This is a genomic window from Chromobacterium sp. S0633 (genome assembly GCF_024158805.1).
Taxonomy (GTDB): domain Bacteria; phylum Pseudomonadota; class Gammaproteobacteria; order Burkholderiales; family Chromobacteriaceae; genus Chromobacterium.
The window spans coordinates 24,118-48,487 of record NZ_JAMZGH010000007.1 but is presented as its reverse complement, the minus strand read 5'-3'; the positions used below and the strand labels follow the sequence as shown (position 1 = coordinate 48,487).

The window sequence follows — 24,370 nt, the reverse complement described above, 5'->3', positions numbered from 1 at the left end:
GGGCGCTGAAACCCGCTTGCCAATGCGATTTTCAACACAACGGCGACGGCGGCGGATAAATCCATCTCCCTGATTTTTTTGTGAAAACCGCCTCATCGCCGCGTCTGATTCGGCCATTGCCGGATAAATTCTTGTATTTTTCTGACAAATCAGTGCGTTAGATATATAATACCGTTCGCCTCAGATTTTCTGATCGTTCCGGCAGCTGCCTGTCGGACGCTCCGCCTTGCCTGAGGGCTGCCTGTGAAGCCAGCCCCTCCCTAGCTTGGTTACCGAATAGACGCGCCAATAGCACCCGCTCGCGGCAGTCCATGTGACTGCCGCTGTGGCTGTTGGCCTACCGTATTAGAAAGGAATCGTAATGTCCAAAGAAGACATGATCGAACTGGAAGGTGTTGTCATTGAAATGTTGCCCGAGTCCCGCTTCCGCGTGCGTCTGGACAACAACGTCGAAATCCTGGCCTATGGCTCGGGCAAGATGAAGATGCACCGTATTCGCGTTCTGGTAGGCGACCGCGTCACTGTAGAGATGTCGCCCTACGACTTGACCAAGGGCCGCATCAATTTCCGTCATCCGACGGCGCCGGCCGGCGGCGGCACGCCTCGCCCCCATCACAACCGACGCCGTTGATCTGCCGGCATGACCCGCTATCGCGGTCATGCCCTGGAGCAACATTTGCGAGTCAATGAACTCAAACCCGGCGACTACATCGCCGAACAACACGATAGCGCCGCAATCACATTTACCGTGATTGCGGTCAATGCAGTAGGACGTCACTGTCACGTCACTTTTTCGTCGGAACTGGGCCTGGATTCCGCCAGCTACCCACACGACGCCTGGATCAACGCCTCTCGCCCCTGAGACGGCCGCACGATCCGATTGACGCTCAACGCCGCACCCGTCCGGGATCTCACCCCGGCGCCCGCCGCGGCCGCTTCCGCTTTCTTCGCCCCTTCCGGCTTAGCCGCGCGCCGGCCGCATGGCCGCGTCAAGCCCACTCTCCTTCAAAAAGTCGTTTGACATATCAAAAATTGGTTCCATAGTGGTATCTATGCCGTGCGTCGCGCGCGGCAGAAAACCATCTAGGGCAACCTCGAAAACCGCCGCGATCCGTTCAAGAGCAAGACGCGTCCTCTGACATCAGAACGCAAGCCCCGAAACCGCGCGCACGGCAAAGCCAGAAGCCTGTGACTGAGCGAGGCCATCGGACCGCGCAGCAGGTGTGTCGAGGCCCCCATAAACGGCTGCGATGATTTCGCGCGGCGTCCCCCGCGCCGGCAGCCCGACAACAGGAGCCAACATGCGCAAACCCTTCACCGCCCTGCTGCTGAGCCTGGCCTGCCAGTCCGTTTTGGCCGCGCCCTGGAACGCCGGCGCCGTCTATCAGGCTGGACAGCAAGTCCAATGGCAAGGTCAGGATTGGCAGGCCAAATGGCGCACCCGCGCCGAAACGCCGGCCGCCAACCCCAGAGGCAGCTGGACGCCGGCGGCGGCCCAGGCCACGGCTTTGGCCGAACCGGGCCAGCCTCAGCCGCCCACGCTGCAGCAAGCGCTGCAATACGAGGCCGCCCTGACCGACACTTCCTTCTTCCGCAACGTCAAAGCCTCGATCCGCACCCTGCCCAACGCCCAGGTGGAACAAGTGACGCCCGGCCGCGCCGCCAACCCGCTGAACGTGCGCCGGGTGGAGCGCCTGCTGCCGGCGAGCAAGTGGGAGTATTACTTCTCCCGCCGCGACGCCAGCTACAGCTACCAGCGCTTCTTGCAGGCCATCGCCAAGTTTCCCGCCATCTGCGACGACTACGGCGACGGCCGCGACGGCGACGCCATCTGCCGCCACAGCCTGGCCACCATGTTCGCCCACTTCGCCCAGGAAACCGGCGACCACAACCGCAGCGACACGGTGCCGGAATGGCGGCAAGGTCTGAAATACCTGCGCGAAATGGGCTGCGCCGAAACCGGCCCCGGCTGCGGCTACAACACCGAATGCGCCGATCCGGTGTTCAACAAGGTGTGGACCTGCGGCAAGAACGCCGACGGCAGCTGGAAAAAGTACTTCGGCCGCGGCGCCAAGCAGCTGTCCTACAACTACAACTACGGCCCCTTCTCCCAAGCCATGCACGACGGCGACCAATCCGTACTGCTGAAGAACCCGGACCTGGTGGCCTCCACCTGGCTCAACCTGAGCTCGGCCACCTTCTTCTTCGTCTTCCCGCAGCCGCCCAAGCCGTCGATGCTGCATGTGCTGGACGGCACTTGGGTGCCCAACGCCGCGGACAAGGCCGCCGGCGCCGGCAACAACTTCGCCACCACCATCCAGATCATCAACGCCGAGTGCGGCGGCGGCACCGAGCGCCAGGCGGCGCAGAACCGCATCGATTACTACCGCCAGTTCGCCAAGGACCTGGGCTGGGACTACGGCAACGAGCAGCTGTCCTGCGCCAATATGCAGCGCTTCAGCGCCGCCAGCTCCGCCGCCTACAACATCTATTGGGAAAAGGACTGGAAATGGGGCAATGACTACAAATGCCAGCTGGTGAACTACCAGACTCCGTACAGCGCGCTGCAAGCCGGCAACTACCAGCGCTGCGTCGAGGACAACTGGAACGTCAAACTCAAATGAAATCGGCCGGCTCCGCTCGCGCGGGGCCGGCCTCGCCAACGACTGTTGTTCACCCGTGTTTCACCTCCTGTCCATTGGCCTTGTCTCCGCTCCACGATAAGAGCGGCTAACAAACCCCTGATGCTGCGTTGCGCCGACTTGTCGTACTCAAGTACTGCCTGCGTCGGCACGCCTTGCCTCAGCCGTAAAACTGATTTTTGTTAGCCACTCTAAGACATCGCGGCTAAACGCCGCGTCAATCCGGCCGCATCCTCGCTAAAAATCGCGTCAAGAATGCCCTTGGGCACGGCGCTTGCTTCAGCCAAGCCGTCCCTTCTCCCCGGTGCCGCAATGTCCACGCCTCCGCCGCTGCGCCTGCTGCTGGTCAACGACCACGCCAAAACCATCGCCTCGCTGCGCCAGGCGCTGGCGCGCGCCGGCTACGCCGTCGTCGCCGAGGTGGACGGCGCCGCCGCGCTGCTGCAGGCGGTGGAGCGGCTGCGGCCGGACGTGGTGATCGTGGACACCGAATCCCCGTCGCGCGACACCCTGGAACAACTGGCGCTGCTGGGCGAGATCGCGCCGCACCCGGTGGTGATGTTCGCCGACCAGGGCGACCTGCCCACCATAGAAGCCGCCGTCCACGCCGGCGTGGCGGCCTATGTGGTGGACCAGGCCGACGCGGCGCGGCTGGCGCCCATCATCGACCTGGCCCGCGCCCGCTTCGCCGAGGACGCCCGGCTGCGACAGCGGCTGGCGGCGGCGGAACAGCAGCTGGCCGAACGCAAGCTGATCGAGCGCGCCAAGGGCATTCTGATGGACAAGCGCCGGCTCAGCGAAAACGACGCCTACCAGGCGCTGCGCCGGCAGGCGATGCGCGAGGGCCTGCGCGTCGCCGATCTCGCCCGACAACTGATCCAGGCCGCCGAACTGCTAGGCTGAGCCGCGAGGAAATCCCATGACCGTCCCCCACCGCCTGCGCCTGGGCTATTTGCCGCTGACCGACAGCGCGCCGCTGATCGTCGCGCGCCAGCTCGGTTTGGACCGCCGCCACGGCCTGGAACTGGAATTGCTGCGCCAGCCTTCGTGGAGCGCGGTGCGCGACAAGCTGCTGGACGGCCGCCTGCACGCCGCCGCGGCGCTGTACGGCCTGGCCTACGGCATGCAGCTGGGCCTGGCTGGCCCGCAAGCGGACATGGCGCTGCTGATGACGCTGAACCAGAACGGCCAGGCCATCACCCTCAGCCACCCGTTGGCCGACGCTCTGGCGGCGGCGCCGCAGCAGGCCTTGCCGCGCCGCGTCCGCCAGGGCGGCGCGCCGCTGACGCTGGCGCACACCTTTCCCGCCGGCACCCACGCGTTGTGGCTCAATTACTGGCTGGCGGCGCAAGGCCTGGACCCGCTGCGCGACGCGCGCCTGGTGGTGATTCCGCCGCCGCAGATGGGCGCGGCGCTGGAAGCCGGCCAGCTGGACGGTTTTTGCGCCGGCGAGCCCTGGCACCAGCAGGCGGCGGCGCGCCAGGCCGGCCGCATCGCCGTCGCCAGCGGCGAGATCTGGCCCGGCCACCCGGAAAAAGCCCTGCTCTGCCGCCGTGGTTTCGCGCAAGAAGAACCGGCCGCCGCCGCCGCGCTGATCATGGCGCTGCTGGAAGCCTGCCGCTGGCTGGAGCACGGCGAAAACCGCCGCCAGGCGGCGCGCTGGCTGGCGCGGCCGGAGCATATCGCCCTGCCGGAAACGCTGATCGCCGCCACCCTGCCCTCGGCCGCCGCCGGGGCGTCGGCGCTGCGCTTCTTCGACCAGGGCCGGGTCAACTATCCCTATCCGTCCGACGGCGTCTGGTTCATCGACCAGTTCCGGCGCTGGGGCTGGCTGCGCGGCGACGAGGACGCGCAGGCCCGGCCGCAGCGCCGCAGCCGGCTGTGCGACGGCGTGGAGTGGGACGGACGGCCGCGCTACCCGGCGACGGAGCGTCTGCTTGATTAAGCCCCGCATGTTGCAACGCACAAACTCAGTGCGCGGCCGGCTATTTTCGCACCAGCGCGGTGCGGCTTCCCGCCGCGAATCCACGCGAAACCCGGATTTCCGGCGCGCGGAGGCTGGCACGGCGTTTGCATAAGTCAAGCCGGGCCTGGCACAAAGACGTGCCCCGCCCACCCCAAATGCTTGTCCGGCCAATGGCGGCCGGGACGGCAACGGACAACGGCGTCCGCTCCTGCTATCACCGAGGAGCGAACGCCGTTTTTATTTTGGCCGGCCCCCGGCCGCTCGCGGCACAGGAGTTTCGCATGGACCGTTCTTTCTGGCACACCGGGCACAAGCCCACCTTGCTGTCCGCCTTTCTCTACTTCGACCTCAGCTTCATGGTCTGGTATCTGCTGGGCCCGCTGCAGGTGCCCATCGCCGCCGCGCTGGACCTGGACACCCAAGAACGCGCGCTGATGGTGGCCACTCCCATCCTGGCCGGCGCGCTGCTGCGGCTGGCCGTCGGCATGCTGGCGGACCGCATCGGCGCCAAGCGCACCGGGCTGATCGCCCAGATCGTCGTCATCGCCGCCTTGCTCGCCGCCTGGCGCGTCGGCCTCTCCAGCCTGGGCGGCGCGCTGCTGCTGGGCCTGTTCCTCGGCGTGGCCGGCGCCTCCTTCGCCGTGGCGCTGCCGCTGGCCTCGCGCTGGTATCCACCTGCGCATCAGGGCACGGCGCTGGGCATCGCCGGCGCCGGCAACTCCGGCACCGTGCTGGCGGCGCTGTTCGCGCCGGCGCTGGCGCTGCAGTTCGGCTGGCAGAACGTGTTCGGCCTCGCCTGTCTGCCGCTGCTGTTGGCGCTGCTGCTGTTCGCCCGGCTGGCCAAGGACGCGCCGGGCGCGCCGCCGCCCAAGCGCTGGGCCGATTATCTGGCGGTGCTGGCCCAGCGCGACGCCTGGTGGCTGATGCTGTTCTACGCCATCACCTTCGGCGGTTTCGCCGGCTTCGCCAGCGCGCTGCCCGGCTATTTCCACGACCAGTTCGGCTTCGACGCCAAGACCGCCGGGCTCTATACCGCCGCCTGCGTGTTCGCCGGCTCGATGATGCGGCCGCTGGGCGGCGTGCTGGCGGACCGCGTCGGCGGCACCCGCTCGCTGCTGGCCGTCTACCTGGCGGTGGCGGCGCTGCTGTTCGCCGCCGGCCTGGAAGCGGGCGGCGCCGGCGGCGCGCTGCTGCTGTTCGTGCTGGCCATGCTCTGCCTCGGCGCCGGCAACGGCGCGGTGTTCCAGCTGGTGCCGCAGCGCTTCGGCGGCGAGATCGGCGCGGTCACCGGCCTGATCGGCATGGCCGGCGGCGTCGGCGGCTTCCTGCTGGCGGCCGGCCTGGGCGTGATCAAGCAGGCCAGCGGCGGCTACGCCATCGGACTGTGGCTGTACGCCGCGCTGGCCTTGGCCGGCTGGGCCGGCCTGGCCGGGCTGCGCCAGCGCTGGCGCGCCGGCTGGTCTCTCGCCAGCGCCCGGCTCTGAACCCGCGAGGACATCCATCATGACCAAACCCAAACTCGTGGTGGTCGGCAACGGCATGGCCGGCATCCGCACCGTGGAAGAGCTGCTGACGCTGGCGCCGGACCTGTACGACATCACCGTGTTCGGCGCCGAGCCGCACCCCAATTACAACCGCATCCAGCTGTCGCCGGTGCTGGCCGGCGAACAGACCTTCGACGACATCGTGCTCAATCCGCGCGCCTGGTACGCCGAACGCGGCATCAGCCTTTACACCGGCAAGACCGTGGTGGAACTGGACCGCGCGCGCCGCCTGGTGCGCGCCGACGACGGCAGCGTCGCCCCTTACGACAGGCTGCTGCTCGCCACCGGCTCGCTGCCGGTGATGCTGCCGCTGCCGGGCCGCGATCTCGCCGGCGTCATCGGCTACCGCGACATCCGCGACACCGAAGCCATGCTGGCCGCCAGCGCCGGCGGCGGCCGGGCGGTGGTGATAGGCGGCGGCCTGCTCGGCCTGGAAGCCGCCTACGGCCTGAAGCAGCGCGGCATGGACGTCACCGTGGTCCACCTGGCGGACTGGCTGCTGGAAAGACAACTGGACCCCGCGGCCGCCCAGTTGCTGCAGGCCTCGCTGGAAGCGCGCGGCCTGCGCTTCCTGCTGGGCCGCCAGACCGCCGCGCTGCTGGACGACGGCCATGGCGCGGTGGCGGCGGCGAAGCTCGCCGACGGCGAAACCCTGGAGGCCAAGCTGGTGGTGATGGCGGTGGGCATCCGCCCCAATATCGCGCTGGCCGCCGGCGCCGGCCTGCACTGCGAGCGCGGCGTGGTGGTCAGCGACGCGCTGCAGACCTTCGACCCGCGCATCTACGCGGTGGGCGAATGCGTCAGCCACCGCGGCGTCTGCTACGGACTGGTGGCGCCGCTGTTCGAACAGGCCAAGGTCTGCGCCAACCATCTGGCCCAACTGGGCAGCAGCCGCTACCAGGGCTCGGTGATGGCCACCAAGCTCAAGGTCACCGGCATCGATCTGTTCTCCGCCGGCGACTTCATCGGCGGCGGCGATTGCGAAGAGATCGTGCTGTCCGACCCGGCCGGCGGCCTGTACAAGAAACTGGTGCTGCGCGAGGACAAGCTGATCGGCGTCTGCCTGTACGGCGACACCGCCGACGGCGCCTGGTACTTCAAGCTGCTGCGCGAACAGCGCGCGATAGGCGATCTGCGCGAGCGGCTGATCTTCGGCGAAACCGCCATCGGCGACGTCGGCGTCCAAGGCCAGAGCCGCGCCGCCGGCATGCGGGACGGCGACGAAGTCTGCGGCTGCAACGGCGTCAGCAAGGGCGCCATCGTCAAAGCGATCAAGGAAAACGGCCTGTTCACCCTGGACGAGGTCAAGCAATGCACCAAGGCCGGCAGCTCCTGCGGCTCCTGCAGCGGCCTGGTGGAACAGATCCTGATGAACACCGTGGGTTCCAGCTTCCAGGAAGCGCCCAAGACCAAGGCCGTCTGCGGCTGCACCGATCACAGTCACGCCGAGGTGCGCAAGGCCATCCGCGACCACCGCCTGCTGGACCACGCCGCGGTCTACCACTTCCTGGAATGGCGCACCCCCAACGGCTGCGCCAGCTGCCGCCCGGCGATCAACTACTACCTGCTGTCCACCTGGCCGCGCGAGGCGGTGGACGATCCGCAAAGCCGCTTCGTCAACGAGCGGGTGCACGCCAATATCCAGAAGGACGGCACCTTCTCGGTGATCCCGCAGATGAAGGGCGGCGTCACCAACGCCGCCGAGCTGCGCCGCATCGCCGACGTGGCCGACAAATACCGGGTGCCCATGCTCAAGGTCACCGGCGGCCAGCGCATCGACCTGCTGGGCATCCGCAAGGAAGACCTGATCGATGTCTGGAAAGACCTGGGCATGCAATCCGGCCACGCCTACGGCAAATCCATCCGCACCGTGAAAACCTGCGTCGGCAGCGAATTCTGCCGCTTCGGCACCCAGAACAGCACCCAGATGGGCATAGACCTGGAAACCATGCTGGCCAATATGTGGGCGCCGCACAAGGTCAAGCTGGCGGTGTCCGGCTGCCCGCGCAACTGCGCCGAAGCCGGCATCAAGGACGTGGGCGTGATCGCGGTGGACTCCGGCTGGGAGCTGTACGTGGGCGGCAACGGCGGCATCAAGACCGAGGTGGCGCAATTCCTGTGCAAGGTGAAAACCGCCGAGGAAGTGAAGGAATACAGCGGCGCCTTCCTGCAGCTCTACCGCGAGGAGGGCTATTACCTGGACCGCACCGTCCGCTACATCGCCCGCGTCGGCCTGGATTACGTCAAGGCGCGGGTGGTGGACGACGCCGCCAACCGCCAGGCCTTGTACCAGCGGCTGCTGTTCGCGCTGGAAGGCCTGCCCGACCCCTGGGCCGCCCGCATCGCCGGCGCGCAGCGCCAGGAATACATCCCCTTGAAAGTCATCGCCTGAGGCCGCCATGGAACCCACCCCGCCCCCCTCCTCCCGCTGGCTGCGCATCTGCGCGCTGGACGACATCCCGCTGCTGGGCAGCCGCGTGCTGGCGCGCGACGACGGCGACATCGCCCTGTTCCGGCCGCAGCCGCAGCAAGTGTTCGCGCTCTTGGACCGCTGCCCGCACAAGGGCGGCCCGCTGAGCCAGGGCCTGGTGCACGGCGCGGCGGTCACCTGCCCGCTGCACGGCTGGACCCTCAATCTGGACGACGGCGAAGCCCAGGCGCCTGACCGCGGCTGCGCGCGACGCTTCCCGGTCAGCCTGCGGGACGGCGACGTCTACCTGCAACTGTGAACCCGGGGACCGCGCCATGACCACCACCCCCTCCACCTGCTGTTACTGCGGCGTCGGCTGCGGCGTGCTGATCCACAGCGACGGCGCGCGCGTCACCGGCGTGGAAGGCGATCCGGCCCACCCGGCCAACCACGGCCGGCTGTGCACCAAGGGCCTGGCGCTGGCGGACAGCTGCGCCAGCCTGTCCGGCCGCGCGCTGCACCCCGAACTGCGGCTGACCCGCGACGCCGCGCGCCGGCGCGTGGACTGGGACAGCGCGCTGGACACCGTGGCCGAGCGGCTGGCCGGCGTCATCCGCCGCCACGGGCCGGACGCGGTGGCGGTCTACGCCTCCGGCCAGCTGCTGACCGAGGACTACTATCTGTTCAATAAGCTGACCAAGGGCCTGATCGGCAGCAACAATATCGACACCAACTCCCGGCTGTGCATGTCCAGCGCCGTCAGCGGCTACAAGCTGGCGCTGGGCGCCGACGGCCCGCCCACCTGCTACCAGGACCTGGACCTGGCCGATTGCGTGCTGCTGGCCGGCAGCAATACGGCCTACGCCCACCCGGTGCTGTTCCGCCGGCTGGAGGCCGCCAAGGCGGCGCGGCCGGACCGCAAGTGGATCGTGGTGGACCCGCGCCGCACCGACACCGCGGCGCTGGCGGACCTGCATTTGCAGATCCAGCCCGGCAGCGACGTGGCGCTGTTCAACGGCATGCTGCACCACCTGATCTGGGAAGGGCTGATAGACGAGAGCTACATCGCCGCCCACACCGAGGGCTTCGACGCGCTCAAGCGCCTGCTGCGCGACTATTCGCCGCGCCAGGCCGCCGGCCTGTGCGGCATCGCCGAAGCCGACCTGACCGCCGCCGCCGAATGGTTCGGCCGCAGCCCGGCCAGCCTGTCGCTGTACTGCATGGGCTTGAACCAGTCCAGCCACGGCACCGCCAAAAACCTGGCGCTGATCAATCTGCACCTGGCCGCCGGCCAGATCGGCCGCCCCGGCGCCGGCCCCTTCTCGCTGACCGGACAGCCCAACGCCATGGGCGGCCGCGAAGTGGGCGGCATGGCCACCATGCTGGCCGCCCACCGCGACATCGCCAACCCGCAACACCGCGCCGAAGTGGCCGCCCACTGGGGCGTGCCGCCGGAGCGGCTCTCCGACCGCCCCGGCCTGCCGGCCATCGCGCTGTTCGACGCGCTCAAGGCCGGCCGGGTCAAGGCGGTGTGGATAGTCTGCACCAATCCCGCCCACTCCTTGCCGGACCTGGAGCAAGCGCGCCAGGCGCTGGCCCAGGCCGAATTCGTCATCGTCCAGGACGCCTACGCCGACACCGACACCGCCGCCTGCGCCGACGCGCTGCTGCCCGCCGCCAGCTGGGGCGAAAAAGAAGGCACGGTCACCAACTCCGAACGCCGCATCAGCCGGGTGCGCGCCGCCGTGCCGCCGCCGGGCGAGGCTCGCGCCGACGGCTGGATCGCCGCCGAAGTGGGCCGCCGGCTGGAACGGCTGCTCTACCCGGACGCGCCCAGCCTGTTCGAACACAGCGAACCGGCGGCGGTGTTCGCCGAACACGCGGCGCTGACCGCCGGCCGCGATCTGGACCTCAGCGGCCTCAGCCACGCGCGGCTGGAGCGGGACGGCCCGCAGCAATGGCCGTTCCCGGCCGGCGCGGCCGCCGGCCAGGCTCGGCGTTACGAAGACGGCCGCTTTGCCACCGCCAACGGCCGCGCGCTGTTCCACGCCACGCCCTACCGGCCGCCGGCGGACGCGGTCAACGCCCATTACCCCTTCCGCCTGCTCACCGGCCGGCTGCGCGACCAATGGCACGGCATGAGCCGCAGCGGCCGGGTGGCGCGGCTGTTCTCCCACGCGCCGGAACCGACGCTGGACATGCACCCGGCCGACGCCGCCCGCCGCGGCCTCCAGGCCGGCGAACTGGTCAGGGTGGAAAGCCGGCGCGGCGGTCTGGTGCTGCCGCTGGCGCTTTGCGAGGAACTGCCGGGCGGCAGCGTGTTCGCCGCCATGCACTGGAGCGGCCAGCATCTGGACAGCGGCGGCGTCAACCAGGCCTGCTCGCCGGCGGTGGACCCGCAATCGTTCCAGCCCGAACTCAAGCACGCCGCGGTGCGGGTGGAACGCGCCGAACTGCCGTGGCGGGTGCGCGCCGCCAGCCGCCACCCGGACCTGCCGGCGCTGCGCGCGCGGCTGCAGCCCTTGCTGGCCGGCTGCGGCTACGCCGCGCTCAGCCTGCGCCCGCCGGACATCCTGGTGCTGAACGCCGCCCACGCCCAGCCGCGGCCGGACTGGCTGGCCGAGCTGACTTGGCTGCTGGACCTGGACGGCGGCCCGCAGCTGCAAACCTTCAGCGACGCGCGCCGCGGCCTGGAACAACGCATCGCCTGGCGCGACGACGCGCCCTGGGCCTACGTCTTCGCCGGCGGCCAGGACGACGGCGCGCGGCTGCTGGCCGCGATGCAAAGCGGCCGGCCCTGGCCCGGCAGCCGGCTCAGCGCGCTGGTCCCCGGCGCCGCGGCCGCGCCCGCCGCCGCGCGCATCGTCTGCAACTGCCTGCAAGTGGACGCCGAGCGCATCCAGGCGGCCATCGCCGACGGCGCGGACTTGGCCGGACTCAAGGCGCGGCTGGGTTGCGGCGGCGTTTGCGGCTCCTGTCTGCCGGAGCTGAAACGCATGCTGGCGCGACAGGCGGAACGGGAATATTGAAACCCCGGCGCGGAACTCTATGCTAAGGGAGTCCGGCGCTGTTACCCTCTGCGCAGGCGATAGCGATGGATGCGTGGATTGGGCTTGAAACAGATAGGACTGCTGATCGCGGCGCTGGCCGCGCAGCCGGCGGCGGCGGCGACGCTGGACATGGTTTACGGCGCGGTGGCCTCGGACCCGTATATGAGCGGCGAAGGCGATCAAATGCCGCCCCACCCCGGCGCGGTGGTGGAAATGGCGCAGGCGGCGGCCAAGGGCTGCCGGATCGCGCTTAAGCTGTCGCGGCTGCCGGGCAAGCGCCTGCTCACCGAGATGCAGCACGATCAGCACGACGCCGCCTTCATGTTCTCCCACAACAAAGAACGCGAAGCCTATTTCGATTACCCGATGCAGGGCGAGGAACCCGACCCGCGCTACCGGCTGACCACGCTGGCCTATTCCTTGTACGCGCTGAAAAACGCGCCGCCGGCCTGGAACGGCAAGAACCTGCCGGCGCTGGGCGCCATCGGCGTCAACGCCGGCTGGTCCATCGCCGACGATCTGCGCGCCAAGGGCGCCCAGGTGGAGGCCGCCAAAGACACCGAGATGAACTTCCGCAAACTGCTGGCGCGCCACATCGCCGCCTACGCCACGCAGAACCACATCGGCGACCGCTATCTGGAAGACCACCCGCAGGCCGGCATCGTCCGCCTGCAGCCGCCGCTGTCGCGCAAGGACTACTATCTGGTGTTGGGCAAGCGCTGGCACCGGGACAATCCGGCCCTGGCGCGCTGCCTGTGGCAGCAGATAGGCAAACTGCGCGAAACCCTGCTGCCCGCGCTGCTGCGCCGCCCCTGGTACCAACAACCCTGAGAGGGCGTTTACCATCTCGCGAACCAAGGCGAGACCAGGCCTTGCGGCGGAAGCAGCGGAGTGTACAAGGGCCGTTCTCAACGCCGTATCGCCGACGCGCAGCAGATCGTCAACCGACTCTGAGCCGGGCCGGCGCTCAAACCGGCTCGCCGCCCAACTCCGCCGTCAGTTCCTCCACCTCCAGCAAATGGGCGCGGTCGTGCTGCAGCATGTCCTCGGCCAAATCCTCCAGACTCATCCGCCGCTCGCCGCCAAACAGGCATAGCCGCCCGCGCTGGGCCGCTTCGGCGCCGGCCAGCGCTGTCAGCAAATGCCGCCGCCCGGCCAGGAAATCGTCCAGGGCCGCTGAGCCGTCCTGCTCCAGATAAGCCAGTTCGCGCGACATTTCAGTGCCGTCTACCGACGGAATATCCGGCATGTCCTCGGTCAATACCCTTGCCACCCTTTGGCAGAAAATCCGGTCCAGATCGCGCAGATGGCAGGCATGCTCCACCGCGGCAAAATCGATGCCGTCCGGCCGCCGCCGCCAGTCCGCGGCCGGAATCACGCGCAGCGCCGCCGCCAACTGGGCCGGCATCGCCCGCAGCGCCTCCAGCCGCTGCTCCCAGTCCAACTGTTGCGGCCGAGGCGTCCACACCACCCCGTAAGTGAAATAACCGCCCGGTACCCGGCCGCGCGGCCGCAACACCTCGTGATAATGGCGGCGCATCACCTCCGCCACCATCGCGCCGCAAAACTGGCGCGCGCTGGCGTCCGCCTCCACTTCCGGAAACAGCTGGCGCACATCGTGGACGATGGCCGCAATCGCCGGCACTTCGGCGCGCGACAAGGCCGCGTATTCCACATAACGCTGCGGCGTGTCGATCAAAGCCTCCAACTGGCGGCCCAACGCCTGTTCGCGAAAGACATCAAAACGAGAGTGCATAAGAGCCTCTTATTTAACGTATCAAAATGATACCTTAGTAAACGGCGCAACAAGCGTCAAGTCTGATTTTTGTCATAATTAATCAAACTTAAACAAGACAAATGATTGCAGATTCATGACGGCATTCGGATAATGCTAAACGTTTATTTAAAATCACCCGGCGACATGCAAGCGCAAGCCACGCCTGCCTATGCCGGTCCGGCTTCAAGAGGAGAATGGAATGTGGTTCCGGAACAAGGACAAGGCCGCGCGCGAGCAGGCGGAGCGCTTGCAACTCAGCCAGGAGGCGGAGCGAATGCGCCAGGAACTGCAACACACCCGCAGCCGCGCCGATGAAGCCGAACGCCAGCTGGCCGCCAGTCAGGCCAAAGTTCAGGAACTGAACGGACTGATCGCCAATCTCTCCGCCTTCGCCCAATCGATGACCGACACCCAGCAGTCGCTGGCCACCCTCTCCAGCGTGATGAGCCGGGAAAAAGACCGCGCCGTCGCCGCTCAGGGCATTTCGCTGCGCAGCCGCCAGTCCATAGACCAGATCGCCGCCGATCTGTCCAAACTGGCCGGCGCCTCGCAGGGCGCGGCGGAAAAAGTGGGGGAGCTGGACGCCCGCGCCCAGGAGGTGGGCGGCATCGTGCAATTGATCCGCGACATCGCCGACCAGACCAATCTCTTGGCCCTGAACGCCGCCATCGAAGCGGCGCGCGCCGGCGAGCAAGGCCGCGGCTTCGCCGTGGTGGCCGACGAAGTGCGCAAGCTGGCCGAACGCACCGCCACCGCCACCGCCGACATCGCCAAGCTGGTGGAGCAGATCCGCGGCGACAGCGCCGGCAGCCGCAGCCAGATGGAGCAATTGGCGGAACAAGCCGCCGGTTTCAGCCAGGACGGCGAAGCCGCCGCCGGCACCATGAAACAATTGCTGGACATGTCCACCAGCATGGAGGGCAGCATCGCCGCCTCCGCGCTGCGCGGTTTCTGCGAACTGGCCAAGATGGACCACCTGATCTACAAATTCCGCGTCTACCAGGTGATGTTCGGCCTGTCGGACGAGGACATCGGCCACTTCGGCTCGCATCAGCACTGCCGCTTCGGCAAGTGGTATTACGAAGGCGAAGGCCGCGCCGGCTTCTCCCACCTGCCCGGCTTCCGCGAAATCGAAGCGCCGCACGCCAAGGTGCACACCGCGGCGCTGGACGCCTTGCGCGCCCACGCCGACGGCGACAGCCGGGCCGCGGTGGAACATGTCGCGATGATGGAAGCCGCCAGCCTGCAAGTGCTGGCCGGGCTGGAACACATGGCCGGCGCCGGCGAAACGGAAGCGCGCCATGGCTGAGGCCGCCTTCTCCATCCGCCCGCTGCAAGCCGGCGATCACGCCGGCTGGCTGCCCTTATGGCGCGACTACAACGCCTTCTACGGCCGCGTCGGCGTCAGCGCCCTGCCCGAGGAGGTGGACCGGGAAACCTGGCGCCGCCTGCTCGCGCCGGAGGAGCCGGTGCGCGGGCTGGCCGCGGTCGCCGACGGCGCGCTGCTGGGCATCGCCCACCTGCTCTACCACCGCAGCACCATCCAGATCCAGGACAGCGCCTATCTGCAGGATCTATACGTGGCGCCGGCGGCGCGGGGCGGCGGCGTCGCCCGCGCGCTGCTGCTAGCCGCCGCGGAACGGGCGCGCGACGACGGCGCCGCCATGCTCTACTGGCGCACCGCCGGCGACAACCTCGTCGCGCGCCGCCTGTACGACCAGGTGGCGGAGCTGGCGGACGCGGTGATCTACCGCCAAATCTTGTAAGCCGGCCGGATCAGCGCAGCACGTCCAGCAAGATATCCGCGATCAAGCCGCTGGCCGCCACCAGCACCAGGTCCGCGCCCACCGCCCGCCACTCGTAACCGGGGTGGCGCGGCAGCTGGCTCAGCAAGGGCGCCGGCAAGACCTGCTTGGCGATGCCGGGCGGCAGCGGCTTGCCGCGCGCCAGGCGCTTGCGCATGCCCGGCGGCAAGGATTTATAGCCGGTCACCCCGGAATCCAGCGCCAGGCGCCGCGCGGCGGCGACGCTGATGCCCGCCGCCACCAAATCCCGGTCCGACCGCTCCGGCGACGCTTCCCTGTCCTTGTCTTTATCCTTGTGCTTGCCCTGCCCCTGGCCATGACCCTGGCCCTTGCCTTCCGGCGGATTGGCCAGCGCCGGCGCCGCCAGCGCCGCCGCCAACAAGCACACAGACCATTGCTTCCATCGCTTCATCTTCGTCTCCCGTCTCTGTTGAGCCCGATTTAGATTATCGACCACGCGCCGGCCAAGCTTGAGTCCAACTGTATCTCGCGCCCGACAAAATATATTGATCGCTACATAATTGTAGAATACGCTACAAAAAAATGGAGCGCATCATGGACTGGCTGCTGCTGATCACTTCTTTGCCCACCGAAAACGCCACCGCGCGCATGCGCGCCTGGCGCGCCTTGAAAGCCTGCGGCTCCGCCGCGCTGCGCGACGGCGCCTACCTGTTGCCCGGCAGCAACGCCCGGCTGCAACAATTGGAGGCCATCGCCTCCGACATCCAACAACACGGCGGCGTCGCGCGGCTGCTGGCCTGCCGGCCGCTGGACGGCAGCGATTTTCCGCCGCTGTTCCAGCGCGACGCCGACTATCAGCAGCTGCGGCAGGACATCCAGGAACAACTAAGCGGGCTGGACCCCGACAACGCCGCCGAGCGGCTGAAACAATGGCGGCGGCTGAGCAAGACCCTGGCCGGCGTCGCCGCCATCGATTTCTTCCCCGGCGTCGGCCAGCAACAGGCGCAGGCCGCGCTGCAACAGCTGGAAACCGCCATCCAGCTGCAATTGTCGCCGGGCGAGCCCCATAGTCTGGACATGCAGATTCCGCGCCGCGCCGTGGCCGAGCACCAAGGCCGGATCTGGGCCACCCGCCGCCGCCCCTGGGTGGACCGGCTGGCCTCGGCCTGGCTGATCCGCCGCTTCATCGACCCGCAGGCGCGCATCCTGTGGCTGGCCGCGCCCGGCGACTGCCCGCCGGAGGCGCTGGGCTTCGATTTCGACGGCGCCGCCTTCACCCATGTCGGCGACAAGGTCAGCTTCGAGGTGCTGCTGGCCAGCTTCGGTCTGGACGCGCCCCCGCTGCGAAGGCTGGCCGAGCTGGTCCATTATCTGGACGTGGGCGGCGCGGCGCCGCCGGAAGCCAGCGGCGTGGAAACCGTGCTGGCCGGCTTGCGCGCCGCGCTGAGCGACGACGACCAATTGCTGAGCGCCGCCGCCCATATCTGGGACGGGCTCTACCAACAGTTCGCCAAGGAGAGCTGATCATGCCGCCCAGCCCCCGCGACGCCGCGCCCGCCCCCGTCGGCTTCCGGCAAGCGCTCCGTTTCTGGCTCAAGCTGGGTCTGATCAGCTTCGGCGGCCCGGCCGGCCAGATCGCCATCATGCATCAGGAGCTGGTGGAGCGCCGGCGCTGGATTTCCGAACGCCGCTTCCTGCACGCCCTGAATTACTGCATGCTGCTGCCCGGGCCGGAAGCGCAGCAACTGGCCACCTATATCGGCTGGCTGCTGCACCGCGGCTGGGGCGGCGTCGCCGCCGGCGCGCTGTTCGTGCTGCCGTCCTTCTTCCTGCTGGTGCTGCTGTCCTGGGTCTACATCGCCTACGGCCACCTGGCCTGGATCGCCGGCCTGTTCTACGGCATCAAGCCCGCGGTGGTCGCCATCGTGGCCCAGGCGGCCTGGCGCATCGGCACGCGCACGCTGAAACGGCCCTGGCTGTGGGGCGTGGCGCTGGCCTCGCTGTGCGCCATCGCGCTATGGCAAACCCCCTTCCCGCTGATCGTGCTGGCGGCGGCCTTGATCGGCGCGCTGGCCGGCCGGCTGCGGCCGCGCTGGTTCCAGGCCGGCGGCCACGGCGGCGCGGACGCGCATTACGGCCCGGCGCTGATCGACGATCACACCCCGCCGCCGGCGCACGCCCGCTTCTCCTGGCTACGGCTGGGCCGCGCGGCGCTGGCCGGCCTGCTGCTGTGGAGCTTGCCGATGGCGCTGCTGACAGCCGCCTACGGCTGGCACGGCGGCTTCACCCAGATGGGCTGGTTCTTCACCAAGGCCGCGCTGCTGACCTTCGGCGGCGCCTACGCGGTGCTGCCCTATGTCTACCAGGGCGCGGTGGCGCATTACGGCTGGCTGAGCGCCGGCCAGATGCTGGACGGCCTGGCGCTGGGCGAAACCACGCCGGGGCCGCTGATCATGGTGGTGGCCTTCGTCGGCTTCGTCGGCGGCTACGCCAAAGCCCTGCTGGGCCCGGAGCACCTGTTCCTGGCCGGCGCGCTGGCCGCGGCGCTGGTCACCTGGTTCACCTTCCTGCCCTCCTTCGTCTTCATCCTGGCCGGCGGCCCGCTGATCGAACACAGCCATGGCGAGATCCGCCTGACCGCGCCGCTGACCGCCGTCACCGCCGCCGTGGTCGGGGTGATCGCCAACCTCGCCCTGTTCTTCGGCTGGCATGTGCTGTGGCCGCAAGGCTGGCGCGGCGGCGTGGACGGGGCCTCCGCCGCCATCGCCGCGCTGGCGGCCTGGGCGCTGCTGAAAAAACAAGTCAAGGCGATGCCGGTGATAGCCGGCGCGGCGCTGGCCGGCCTGCTGCTCAGCCTGTGGCGCCTGCCGTGAACGCATTCCCCCATCGAGAAAGGCCTCCCGCATGCAGCCCCGCATCCCCGCCACCATCTGGGCCCTGGGCCTGGTCAGCCTGTGCATGGACATGTCCTCCGAGATCATCCACGCGCTGCTGCCGGTGTTCCTGGTCTCCACCCTGGGCGTCAGCGCGCTGACCCTGGGCGTCATCGAAGGCCTGGCCCAGGCCACCGCGCTGATCCTGCGCGTATTCTCCGGCGCCATCAGCGACTACTGGGGCCGCCGCAAAGGCCTGCTCCTGCTGGGCTACGGCCTGGCGGCGCTGAGCAAGCCGCTGTTCCCGCTGGCTCACAGCGCCGAAACCGTGCTGGCCGCGCGGCTGATGGACCGCGTGGGCAAGGGCATACGCGGCGCGCCGCGCGACGCGCTGGTGGCCGAAGTCTCGCCGCCGGCCATCCGCGGCGCCTGTTTCGGCCTGCGCCAGTCCATGGACACCGTCGGCGCCTTCGCCGGCCCGCTGCTGGGCATCGCGCTGATGTTCTGGCTGGCGGACGACATCCAGCAAGTGCTGTGGTGGGCCTGCCTGCCGGCCTTGCTGGCGGTGCTGCTGCTGGCGGCCGGCGTGCGCGAGCCGGACGGCGGCGAACGCAAGCCCTTCCGCTCGCCGCTGCGCCTGGCGCTGCTGCGCCGCTTTTCCGGCCGCTACTGGTGGATCGTCGCCATCGGCGCGCTGTTCACCCTGGCCCGCTTCAGCGAGGCCTTTCTGGTGCTGCTGGCGCAGCGCCACGGCCTGCCGCTGAGCTGGCTGCCGCTGGTGATGGTGGTGATGAGCCTGGTCTTCGCGCTCACCGCCTACCCGGTGGGCGTGCTGGCCGACCGCTGCAGCAAGAGCGCGCTGCTGGCGACAGGCCTGCTGATCCTGATCCTGGCCGACGTCACGCTGGCGCTGTCCGGTTCCGTCACCGTCACGCTGGCCGGCATCGCCCTGTGGGGGCTGCACCTGGGCTTCACCCAGGGCCTGCTGGCCACGCTGGTGGCGGAGGAAACGCCGGCCGACATGAAGGGCACCGCCTTCGGCCTGTTCAATCTGGTCAGCGGCCTGTGCCTGCTGCTGGCCAGCGTGCTGGCCGGCTGGATGTGGGACCGCCACGGCAGCGCCAGCACCTTCGTCGCCGGCGGCGCCTTGGCCGCGCTGGCGCTGGCGGCCACCTTGCTGTGGCATAGCCGGGAACGGCGGCTGGCCGGCCAGGCCGCATAAACACCGGATCGGGCAATGCCCGCCATAGACAAGCAACAGGACAATGCGGTGAAATACGCCATCATAAAAACAGCAAGGCCGCCGCATGTCCCACACCTTCGTCTCCTCCATCGTCTGGCAACGGCTGGACGCCTCCGGCCACGACTACGCGGCGCTTGAACAGAGCGAGCAAGGCCCGCGCCTCAAGGGCTGCGCCGTCTTCGTCGAAGACGGCGTCAACTGCCTGCTGCATTACCAGGTGGACTGCGCGCCGGACTGGAGCACCCGTCGCGTCGGGGTGAACGGCTACCGCGGCGCGGAAGCCATCGCCCTGCGGCTGGAAACCGACGCCGAAGGCCGCTGGCGGCTCAACGGCGCGGAACAGCCGCAAGTGCAAGGCTGCGTCGACATCGACCTGGCCTTCACCCCGGCCACCAATCTGCTGCCCATCCGCCGCGGCCGGCTTGAGATCGGCGCGGCGCTGGAACTGAACGCCGCCTGGCTGCAATTCCCGGCGCTGACCCTGGCGCCGCTGCCGCAGCGCTACACCCGCCTGTCCGAGATCGGCTACCGCTACGAATCGCGACAAGGCGCGTTCCAGGCCGAACTCAGCCTCACCCCGGACGGCCTGCCGCGCGACTACCAGGGCCTGTGGCGGGAGGCGCGCTGACATGAACGCCCCGCGCATCCGTCCGGCCGCGCCGGCAGACTTTGCCCGGCTGGCCGAAATCGAACGCGCCGCCGCCGCCCGCTTCGACCCGCAAGACCTGCCGCCGGCGCTGGCCGGCGACACGCTGCCCCGCGACGAACTGGCCGCCGCCTGCGCGGCCGGCCTCCTGTGGGCGGCGGCCGACGCCGACGGCGTCCACGGCTTCCTGTTGGCGCGCCGCCACGACGACAGCCTGCACCTGCAGGAAATGGACGTCTGCCCCAAGCATCAGGGCCGGGGCCTGGGCTCGGCGCTGATCGCGCACGCGGAAACCGCCGCGCGCCGGCTGGGCCTGCGCCGGCTGACGCTGACCACCTTCGAACACCCGGCCTGGAACGCGCCCTACTACCACAAACGCGGTTTCCTGACCCTAGACCCCGCCGACAGCCCCCCCTTCCTGCTGGCCCTGTTGCGCGCCGAGGCCGAGCACGGCCTCAGGCGGCGCGTGGCGATGCAGAAACCGCTGCTTTAAGGTGTCCGACAACACCGCAAGATCGGTCAGGCGCGCGGCGGCGCGGCCGCGCTAGACTGGCGGCGCCAAGGAGGAAAGCATGCAGCACGACACCGCCAGCCCGCGCCTGGACAAGGCGCTGGCCTATATCGACGCCCATCTGGACGCCGACCTGAGCCTGGAACGGCTCAGCCGGGTGACCGCCTGCTCGCGCTTCCATTTCCACCGCCTGTTCCGCGCCCGCTTCGGCCTCAGCCTGCATCAATACGTGCGGCTCTGCCGGCTGCGCCGCGCCGGAGAACGGCTGGCCTTCCGCCGCTGCGCCGTGCTGGACATCGCGCTGGACAGCGGCTACCGCAGCCCGGAGGCCTTTGCCCGCGCTTTCCGGCAGGCGACGGGCCAGACGCCGTCCGCCTTTAGGCGGCGGCCGCGCTGGCGGCCTTGGCATCAGCACTTCCACGCCCTATCCCAACTGAGGAGCCGTTCCATGCCATCCCGCCAAATCCCGCTCGCCGTCGACATCGTCGACTTCCCCGCCACCCCGATCGCCCTGCTGGAACACCGCGGCGACCCCGCGCTCTTGGGAGACAGCCTGCGCGACTTCATCGCCTGGCGGCGGGAACACCGCCTGCCGCCCAGCGCCGCCGCCACCTACAACCTGCTGTACGCCGATCCGGACGACTGCGCGGCGGCGGACTACCGCTTCGGCCTCTGCGCCGCTTTCGACGGCGACATCGCCGCCAACCGCCAAGGGGTGCGCGCCGCGCTGATTCCCGCCGGACGCTGCGCCCGGCTGCGCCACATCGGCTCCGACGACGCGCTGGCCGCCCTCGCGCGCCGCCTGTACGCGGAATGGCTGCCCGCCAGCGGCGAAACCCCGCGCGATGACCCGCTGTTTCTCCAGCGCGTGCGTTTCTATCCGGACGTGGCGGAAAACGAAGCCGTCTGCGATTTGTTTCTGCCGCTGCAAACGCCTGCGCCGAAAATCGGATCCGCCGCGCCGTTAAAATAATAAGGATCAGGATATTCCAAAAACATTCCCTCAAGCGCCTTTTGTCGGCTTTGGGTAAACTAGAGCGCGTTAAATGCAGGGGTAATGCACGATGCGCGCTCGTTTTCTGACTCGAATAAAAAAATGGATCATCAGCGTATTCAATCCGCCCTACCAATTGGTATTGTGCGACAGAATGCTCAAGAAGAACTCCAAGGAATATCTCTACCTGTTCAAGCTTTACGGCAGCCACGACTTCGTCAAGCTGTCCCACGCGGACATCCTGGCCAGCAATCAGCTCCTGTCCGCCATCCGGCCGCGAGACCTGATAAAAATCGCGCTATTGGAAAACCATAGGAAAGAAGAAGAAAAGCGCTGCAAGGTGGAGGAAGAACTGCGCGGCAATCAATACCGGATTCATCTGCACGGCAATAGCGAAACCTTTTCCGGCGAAAGCATCTGTCGAAACATCGATTATTTCGCCGACCTGGCCCCGCAGGAAGTCTGCAAGATCGCCTACGCCACCGGTTTTCAAAAAGGCCGCGCCGTCTCCGGCCACATCAGCCGCGCGGCGGCGGAAGCCCGCCGCCAGGACACGCCGGCGGTGGACGGCTCGGGCAAGGTGCTGGCGCTCCGGCGGGCCCGGCCGCGCTAAGAGCCTGTTCATAGGCTGCTGCGCGTCGGCGATACCGCGTTGAAAACAGGCGCTAAATCATCACGGTCTGGCTGCGGAAGCCGGCCGCGTCGAACTCCAGCAGCTTGTAGCCGCGCGCGTCCACGGTGTCCAGCGCCGCCGTGCCCTTGCGCCACTGAAAACAGCTGGCCGGACAGACTTCCAGCGCCACGCCGCGCGCCTCCAGCCGGTAATCCCCATGCGCGTGGCCGCACAACAGCACTTGCAAACGCGGCGTCTCCGCCATCAATTCCCAAAACCGCTCCGTGTCCTGCAGCATGCAGCTGTCCAATAGCGGCGTGCCCACCGCCGCCGGATGATGATGCAACAGCACGGCGCAGCGCTTGCCGGCGGCATCCGCCCCGGCCAGCCGTTGCCGGAAGGCGGCGGCGGCGCGCTCGTCGATATGGCCGTCGTCCGTGCCCGGCCGCACCGAATCCAGCGCCAGCAACAGCCAGTCCGCCGTTTCCAGGCGCTCCAGCGGCCGCATGAAAGGGTAGCGGCCCAGCACCTCGGCCGCCAAGGACGCGGCGTCGTGATTGCCGGCCAGCCAGTACACCGGCAGGCCCGTTCTTTCCAGCCGCTGCGCGAAGCGCTCATAGGAAGCCGCGCTCTCATCCTGAGAAATGTCCCCGGTGACCAGAACGGCGTCCAGCTCCGCCGCATGCCGCCGCTCCAGCTGGCTCAGCACCCGGTCGAACTCGCGGTAAGTGTCGTAGCCCATCAACTGGCCGCCGGCCTCGGCGAACAGATGCGTGTCGGATATCTGCGCGGCCCTCATCGTCCTTCCTCCATCGCGTATTTGTTTCTCTTGACGTCTTCGCCGTCCTCCTTGAACACCGCCAGGGGGTTGTAGGACACGTTCCAGTCAAAGTAATCGGTCTTTTCTATCCGCTTCACCACCCCCACCAGGTAATAGCCCACCGGCAGCAAGGCGATGGAAACGAACACCTTGTAAGACCAGGTGGTGGCGATGATGTTGAGCAGTTCCTGCCCGCTATAGCGCGACGACAGGCTGATGGGATAGGCCGTGGTCAACAGCACCGCCTGGGCCAGCATGGACGCGATCACATAGCGGATGAAAAAGAAGCGGCCGGCGAAAAAGACCTTCATCCGCGACACGACGAAGCCATTGCAAAAATAAGAGGCCGGCACCGAGATCCAGGTGCCCACCATCACCCGCCAAAATTCGTTGAACAAGAGGTAGTACTGCTTGGAAATCTCGTTATTATCCGGCTGCAGCAAGGCGAAGCCATTGATGATCAGAACGAAAAAGGTCTGGCACGCCACCAGAATCCACACCGTGCGTCCGCCCAGCTTATAGCCGTACACCTCGGTGGACACCGTGGACAATAGATAGCAAAGCGAAAACACGATGCCGCTGGCGGTGATCTTCAAGCCGTAAATATCCAGCGTCTTGTACACCAGCGAATCGCAGACCACCATGATGGTCACCGACAAACCCACAATCAATCCGTAAACTCTGAACTGTTCCACACCTTCATCCTGCGCTAAAAGTCTTAATCGCCTTGACCGCCACGCCAAGCACCTTGAAATCCCGGCACACCAAAGGCTGCAAATCGTGCATCAAGGAAATGCTTGAAAACAGACAATGCTCGCCGTCGATGAACACCCGCCGGAAACAAGGCTGCTGGCCGGCCATGCTGACCAAGACCACATCGCCGTCCGCCGGGCGCTCCTGCCGGGCCACGATGAAAACGCTGCCCTGGGAAAAACCGGGAAACAGCGAATCATTGTTCAACAACACCGCAAACGCGTCCGCGGCGTCGAAACCGGCGGCATCCACAAAATACCGTTCCGGCTCGATAATCATTCCGTCAAAAAACAGGGTCAGTTCGGTGAATTTGATCAAGGGCACCGCCATGGCCGCGGGGCTGTCGCCGGCCTCGCGTCCCAGATCGCTCTCCACGAAATCGCTGAGCCTGACATCGAAAAACCGGGCCAGCTCCATCAAGGTCAGCAAGGTGGGATTGCCCACGCCGCGCTTGATATTGTTGATCGTCGCCACGCCCAGGCCTATCGCCTCGCTTAATTGCGCGGCGTCGACGCCGGCGCGCCCCATCAGACACGTCAGGTTTTTCGACGCCTTGCTCAACAAAGCGCCATTCTCGGCCTCTTCTTTCCACACCGCCCTGCTCATTCAGCCCTCCATGCAAGTCGAATCCGTTTCGATTCCATTTTTAATTTCACGTCCAAACATGCACGCCCATTTTAAACGCAAGCGCCAAACCCGGCGCAAGCATCAAACGATATTGTTTTTATCAGACTATCTTTTGTAATTCCGTCACTACTCTTT

At 67.7% G+C, this 24,370-nt stretch carries 23 protein-coding genes and 1 pseudogene; 19 read left to right on the top strand and 5 right to left on the bottom strand.

Annotated elements, in window-relative coordinates; all coding sequences use genetic code 11:
- Positions 1 to 361 precede the first annotated feature (361 nt).
- The 10 genes and pseudogenes from infA to NK214_RS07100 form a co-directional block, all read left to right on the top strand.
- Positions 362 to 574 (top strand): annotated as a pseudogene (infA, locus tag NK214_RS07145) (translation initiation factor IF-1); the annotation flags it as partial.
- A gap of 66 nt (positions 575 to 640) precedes the next feature.
- Positions 641 to 862, top strand: a complete 222-nt coding sequence (locus NK214_RS07140; RefSeq protein ID WP_048409173.1) for a hypothetical protein — start codon at positions 641 to 643, stop codon at positions 860 to 862.
- 439 nt (positions 863 to 1,301) lie between these two features.
- On the top strand, positions 1,302 to 2,624 hold the full coding sequence (locus NK214_RS07135; protein ID WP_235089438.1) for a glycoside hydrolase family 19 protein: 1,323 nt from the start codon (positions 1,302 to 1,304) through the stop codon (positions 2,622 to 2,624).
- Between the two features lie 330 nt (positions 2,625 to 2,954).
- A complete protein-coding gene (locus NK214_RS07130; protein ID WP_107800268.1) occupies positions 2,955 to 3,545 on the top strand; it encodes an ANTAR domain-containing response regulator in 591 nt (196 codons plus the stop codon).
- Positions 3,546 to 3,561: 16 nt separating this feature from the next.
- Positions 3,562 to 4,587, top strand: a complete 1,026-nt coding sequence (locus NK214_RS07125; protein WP_253314114.1) for a CmpA/NrtA family ABC transporter substrate-binding protein — start codon at positions 3,562 to 3,564, stop codon at positions 4,585 to 4,587.
- 302 nt (positions 4,588 to 4,889) lie between these two features.
- Positions 4,890 to 6,092, top strand: coding sequence for an MFS transporter (locus tag NK214_RS07120; RefSeq protein ID WP_048409169.1), 1,203 nt, complete (start codon positions 4,890 to 4,892; stop codon positions 6,090 to 6,092).
- 19 nt (positions 6,093 to 6,111) lie between these two features.
- Positions 6,112 to 8,544: a nitrite reductase large subunit NirB gene (gene nirB / locus NK214_RS07115; RefSeq protein ID WP_235089439.1), complete on the top strand. Its 2,433-nt coding sequence runs from the start codon at positions 6,112 to 6,114 to the stop codon at positions 8,542 to 8,544.
- 7 nt (positions 8,545 to 8,551) lie between these two features.
- Entirely contained in the window at positions 8,552 to 8,881 is a 330-nt protein-coding gene (gene nirD, locus NK214_RS07110; RefSeq protein WP_048409167.1) for a nitrite reductase small subunit NirD, read from the top strand.
- Positions 8,882 to 8,897: 16 nt separating this feature from the next.
- Complete coding sequence (locus NK214_RS07105; RefSeq protein WP_253314113.1) at positions 8,898 to 11,591, top strand: nitrate reductase; 2,694 nt, start codon at positions 8,898 to 8,900, stop codon at positions 11,589 to 11,591.
- Positions 11,592 to 11,675: 84 nt separating this feature from the next.
- Positions 11,676 to 12,443 (top strand): transporter substrate-binding domain-containing protein, encoded by a 768-nt coding sequence (locus tag NK214_RS07100; protein ID WP_227107578.1) that lies wholly within the window; start codon positions 11,676 to 11,678, stop codon positions 12,441 to 12,443.
- Between the two features lie 136 nt (positions 12,444 to 12,579).
- Here the strand turns inward: NK214_RS07100 and NK214_RS07095 are convergent, their stop codons facing one another.
- Positions 12,580 to 13,368 carry a DinB family protein gene (locus tag NK214_RS07095; RefSeq protein ID WP_107800274.1) on the bottom strand — a complete coding sequence of 263 codons (789 nt, stop codon included), beginning with the start codon at positions 13,366 to 13,368 and terminating at the stop codon, positions 12,580 to 12,582.
- A gap of 220 nt (positions 13,369 to 13,588) precedes the next feature.
- Between NK214_RS07095 and NK214_RS25095 the strand changes: the two genes are divergently transcribed.
- Together NK214_RS25095 and NK214_RS07080 are read left to right on the top strand one after the other, a co-directional pair.
- Positions 13,589 to 14,698, top strand: coding sequence for a methyl-accepting chemotaxis protein (locus NK214_RS25095; RefSeq protein WP_305883544.1), 1,110 nt, complete (start codon positions 13,589 to 13,591; stop codon positions 14,696 to 14,698).
- On the top strand, positions 14,691 to 15,155 hold the full coding sequence (locus tag NK214_RS07080; RefSeq protein ID WP_253314112.1) for a GNAT family N-acetyltransferase: 465 nt from the start codon (positions 14,691 to 14,693) through the stop codon (positions 15,153 to 15,155). Before NK214_RS25095 ends, NK214_RS07080 begins: the two co-directional genes overlap by 8 nt.
- A 10-nt stretch (positions 15,156 to 15,165) precedes the next feature.
- On the opposite strand, the gene NK214_RS07075 is transcribed toward NK214_RS07080, so the two are convergent.
- Positions 15,166 to 15,606 carry an anti-virulence regulator CigR family protein gene (locus NK214_RS07075; RefSeq protein WP_227107573.1) on the bottom strand — a complete coding sequence of 147 codons (441 nt, stop codon included), beginning with the start codon at positions 15,604 to 15,606 and terminating at the stop codon, positions 15,166 to 15,168.
- Positions 15,607 to 15,749: 143 nt separating this feature from the next.
- On the opposite strand from NK214_RS07075, the gene NK214_RS07070 reads away from it, so the two are divergent.
- The 7 genes from NK214_RS07070 to NK214_RS07040 all read left to right on the top strand — a co-directional run bounded on the left by NK214_RS07070 (position 15,750) and on the right by NK214_RS07040 (position 22,035).
- Positions 15,750 to 16,679, top strand: a complete 930-nt coding sequence (locus NK214_RS07070) for a chromate resistance protein ChrB domain-containing protein (RefSeq protein WP_253314111.1) — start codon at positions 15,750 to 15,752, stop codon at positions 16,677 to 16,679.
- A gap of 2 nt (positions 16,680 to 16,681) precedes the next feature.
- Complete coding sequence (chrA, locus tag NK214_RS07065) at positions 16,682 to 18,028, top strand: chromate efflux transporter (protein ID WP_253314110.1); 1,347 nt, start codon at positions 16,682 to 16,684, stop codon at positions 18,026 to 18,028.
- 31 nt (positions 18,029 to 18,059) lie between these two features.
- The gene (locus NK214_RS07060; protein WP_253314109.1) at positions 18,060 to 19,250 is read left to right on the top strand and encodes an MFS transporter; all 1,191 of its coding nucleotides are present in this window, start codon (positions 18,060 to 18,062) and stop codon (positions 19,248 to 19,250) included.
- Between the two features lie 85 nt (positions 19,251 to 19,335).
- The gene (locus tag NK214_RS07055) at positions 19,336 to 19,899 is read left to right on the top strand and encodes a putative glycolipid-binding domain-containing protein (RefSeq protein ID WP_253314108.1); all 564 of its coding nucleotides are present in this window, start codon (positions 19,336 to 19,338) and stop codon (positions 19,897 to 19,899) included.
- Between the two features lies 1 nt (position 19,900).
- Positions 19,901 to 20,410, top strand: coding sequence for a GNAT family N-acetyltransferase (locus NK214_RS07050; RefSeq protein WP_107800281.1), 510 nt, complete (start codon positions 19,901 to 19,903; stop codon positions 20,408 to 20,410).
- 79 nt (positions 20,411 to 20,489) lie between these two features.
- The gene (locus NK214_RS07045) at positions 20,490 to 21,401 is read left to right on the top strand and encodes a GyrI-like domain-containing protein (RefSeq protein ID WP_253314107.1); all 912 of its coding nucleotides are present in this window, start codon (positions 20,490 to 20,492) and stop codon (positions 21,399 to 21,401) included.
- A 91-nt stretch (positions 21,402 to 21,492) separates the two neighbouring features.
- Positions 21,493 to 22,035 (top strand): hypothetical protein, encoded by a 543-nt coding sequence (locus tag NK214_RS07040; RefSeq protein WP_253314106.1) that lies wholly within the window; start codon positions 21,493 to 21,495, stop codon positions 22,033 to 22,035.
- A 52-nt stretch (positions 22,036 to 22,087) separates the two neighbouring features.
- Here the strand turns inward: NK214_RS07040 and NK214_RS07035 are convergent, their stop codons facing one another.
- From NK214_RS07035 to NK214_RS07025, 3 genes are read right to left on the bottom strand one after another with little or no spacing between them, the layout of a single operon-like run.
- A complete protein-coding gene (locus tag NK214_RS07035) occupies positions 22,088 to 22,834 on the bottom strand; it encodes a metallophosphoesterase (RefSeq protein WP_107800284.1) in 747 nt (248 codons plus the stop codon).
- Positions 22,831 to 23,550 (bottom strand): VUT family protein, encoded by a 720-nt coding sequence (locus tag NK214_RS07030; RefSeq protein WP_199225913.1) that lies wholly within the window; start codon positions 23,548 to 23,550, stop codon positions 22,831 to 22,833. The genes NK214_RS07035 and NK214_RS07030 overlap by 4 nt, the downstream gene beginning before the upstream one ends.
- 4 nt (positions 23,551 to 23,554) lie before the next feature.
- Positions 23,555 to 24,214, bottom strand: a complete 660-nt coding sequence (locus NK214_RS07025; protein ID WP_107800285.1) for a helix-turn-helix domain-containing protein — start codon at positions 24,212 to 24,214, stop codon at positions 23,555 to 23,557.
- Positions 24,215 to 24,370: the final 156 nt, after the last annotated feature.

Coding starts and splice junctions, on each gene's coding strand:
- NK214_RS07140 (WP_048409173.1), top strand. CDS start 641: ATGACCCGCTATCGCGGTCATGCCCTGGAGCAACATTTGCGAGTCAAT.
- NK214_RS07135 (WP_235089438.1), top strand. CDS start 1,302: ATGCGCAAACCCTTCACCGCCCTGCTGCTGAGCCTGGCCTGCCAGTCC.
- NK214_RS07130 (WP_107800268.1), top strand. CDS start 2,955: ATGTCCACGCCTCCGCCGCTGCGCCTGCTGCTGGTCAACGACCACGCC.
- NK214_RS07125 (WP_253314114.1), top strand. CDS start 3,562: ATGACCGTCCCCCACCGCCTGCGCCTGGGCTATTTGCCGCTGACCGAC.
- NK214_RS07120 (WP_048409169.1), top strand. CDS start 4,890: ATGGACCGTTCTTTCTGGCACACCGGGCACAAGCCCACCTTGCTGTCC.
- nirB (WP_235089439.1), top strand. CDS start 6,112: ATGACCAAACCCAAACTCGTGGTGGTCGGCAACGGCATGGCCGGCATC.
- nirD (WP_048409167.1), top strand. CDS start 8,552: ATGGAACCCACCCCGCCCCCCTCCTCCCGCTGGCTGCGCATCTGCGCG.
- NK214_RS07105 (WP_253314113.1), top strand. CDS start 8,898: ATGACCACCACCCCCTCCACCTGCTGTTACTGCGGCGTCGGCTGCGGC.
- NK214_RS07095 (WP_107800274.1), bottom strand. CDS start 13,368: ATGCACTCTCGTTTTGATGTCTTTCGCGAACAGGCGTTGGGCCGCCAG.
- NK214_RS25095 (WP_305883544.1), top strand. CDS start 13,589: ATGTGGTTCCGGAACAAGGACAAGGCCGCGCGCGAGCAGGCGGAGCGC.
- NK214_RS07080 (WP_253314112.1), top strand. CDS start 14,691: ATGGCTGAGGCCGCCTTCTCCATCCGCCCGCTGCAAGCCGGCGATCAC.
- NK214_RS07075 (WP_227107573.1), bottom strand. CDS start 15,606: ATGAAGCGATGGAAGCAATGGTCTGTGTGCTTGTTGGCGGCGGCGCTG.
- NK214_RS07070 (WP_253314111.1), top strand. CDS start 15,750: ATGGACTGGCTGCTGCTGATCACTTCTTTGCCCACCGAAAACGCCACC.
- chrA (WP_253314110.1), top strand. CDS start 16,682: ATGCCGCCCAGCCCCCGCGACGCCGCGCCCGCCCCCGTCGGCTTCCGG.
- NK214_RS07060 (WP_253314109.1), top strand. CDS start 18,060: ATGCAGCCCCGCATCCCCGCCACCATCTGGGCCCTGGGCCTGGTCAGC.
- NK214_RS07055 (WP_253314108.1), top strand. CDS start 19,336: ATGTCCCACACCTTCGTCTCCTCCATCGTCTGGCAACGGCTGGACGCC.
- NK214_RS07050 (WP_107800281.1), top strand. CDS start 19,901: ATGAACGCCCCGCGCATCCGTCCGGCCGCGCCGGCAGACTTTGCCCGG.
- NK214_RS07045 (WP_253314107.1), top strand. CDS start 20,490: ATGCAGCACGACACCGCCAGCCCGCGCCTGGACAAGGCGCTGGCCTAT.
- NK214_RS07040 (WP_253314106.1), top strand. CDS start 21,493: ATGCGCGCTCGTTTTCTGACTCGAATAAAAAAATGGATCATCAGCGTA.
- NK214_RS07035 (WP_107800284.1), bottom strand. CDS start 22,834: ATGAGGGCCGCGCAGATATCCGACACGCATCTGTTCGCCGAGGCCGGC.
- NK214_RS07025 (WP_107800285.1), bottom strand. CDS start 24,214: ATGAGCAGGGCGGTGTGGAAAGAAGAGGCCGAGAATGGCGCTTTGTTG.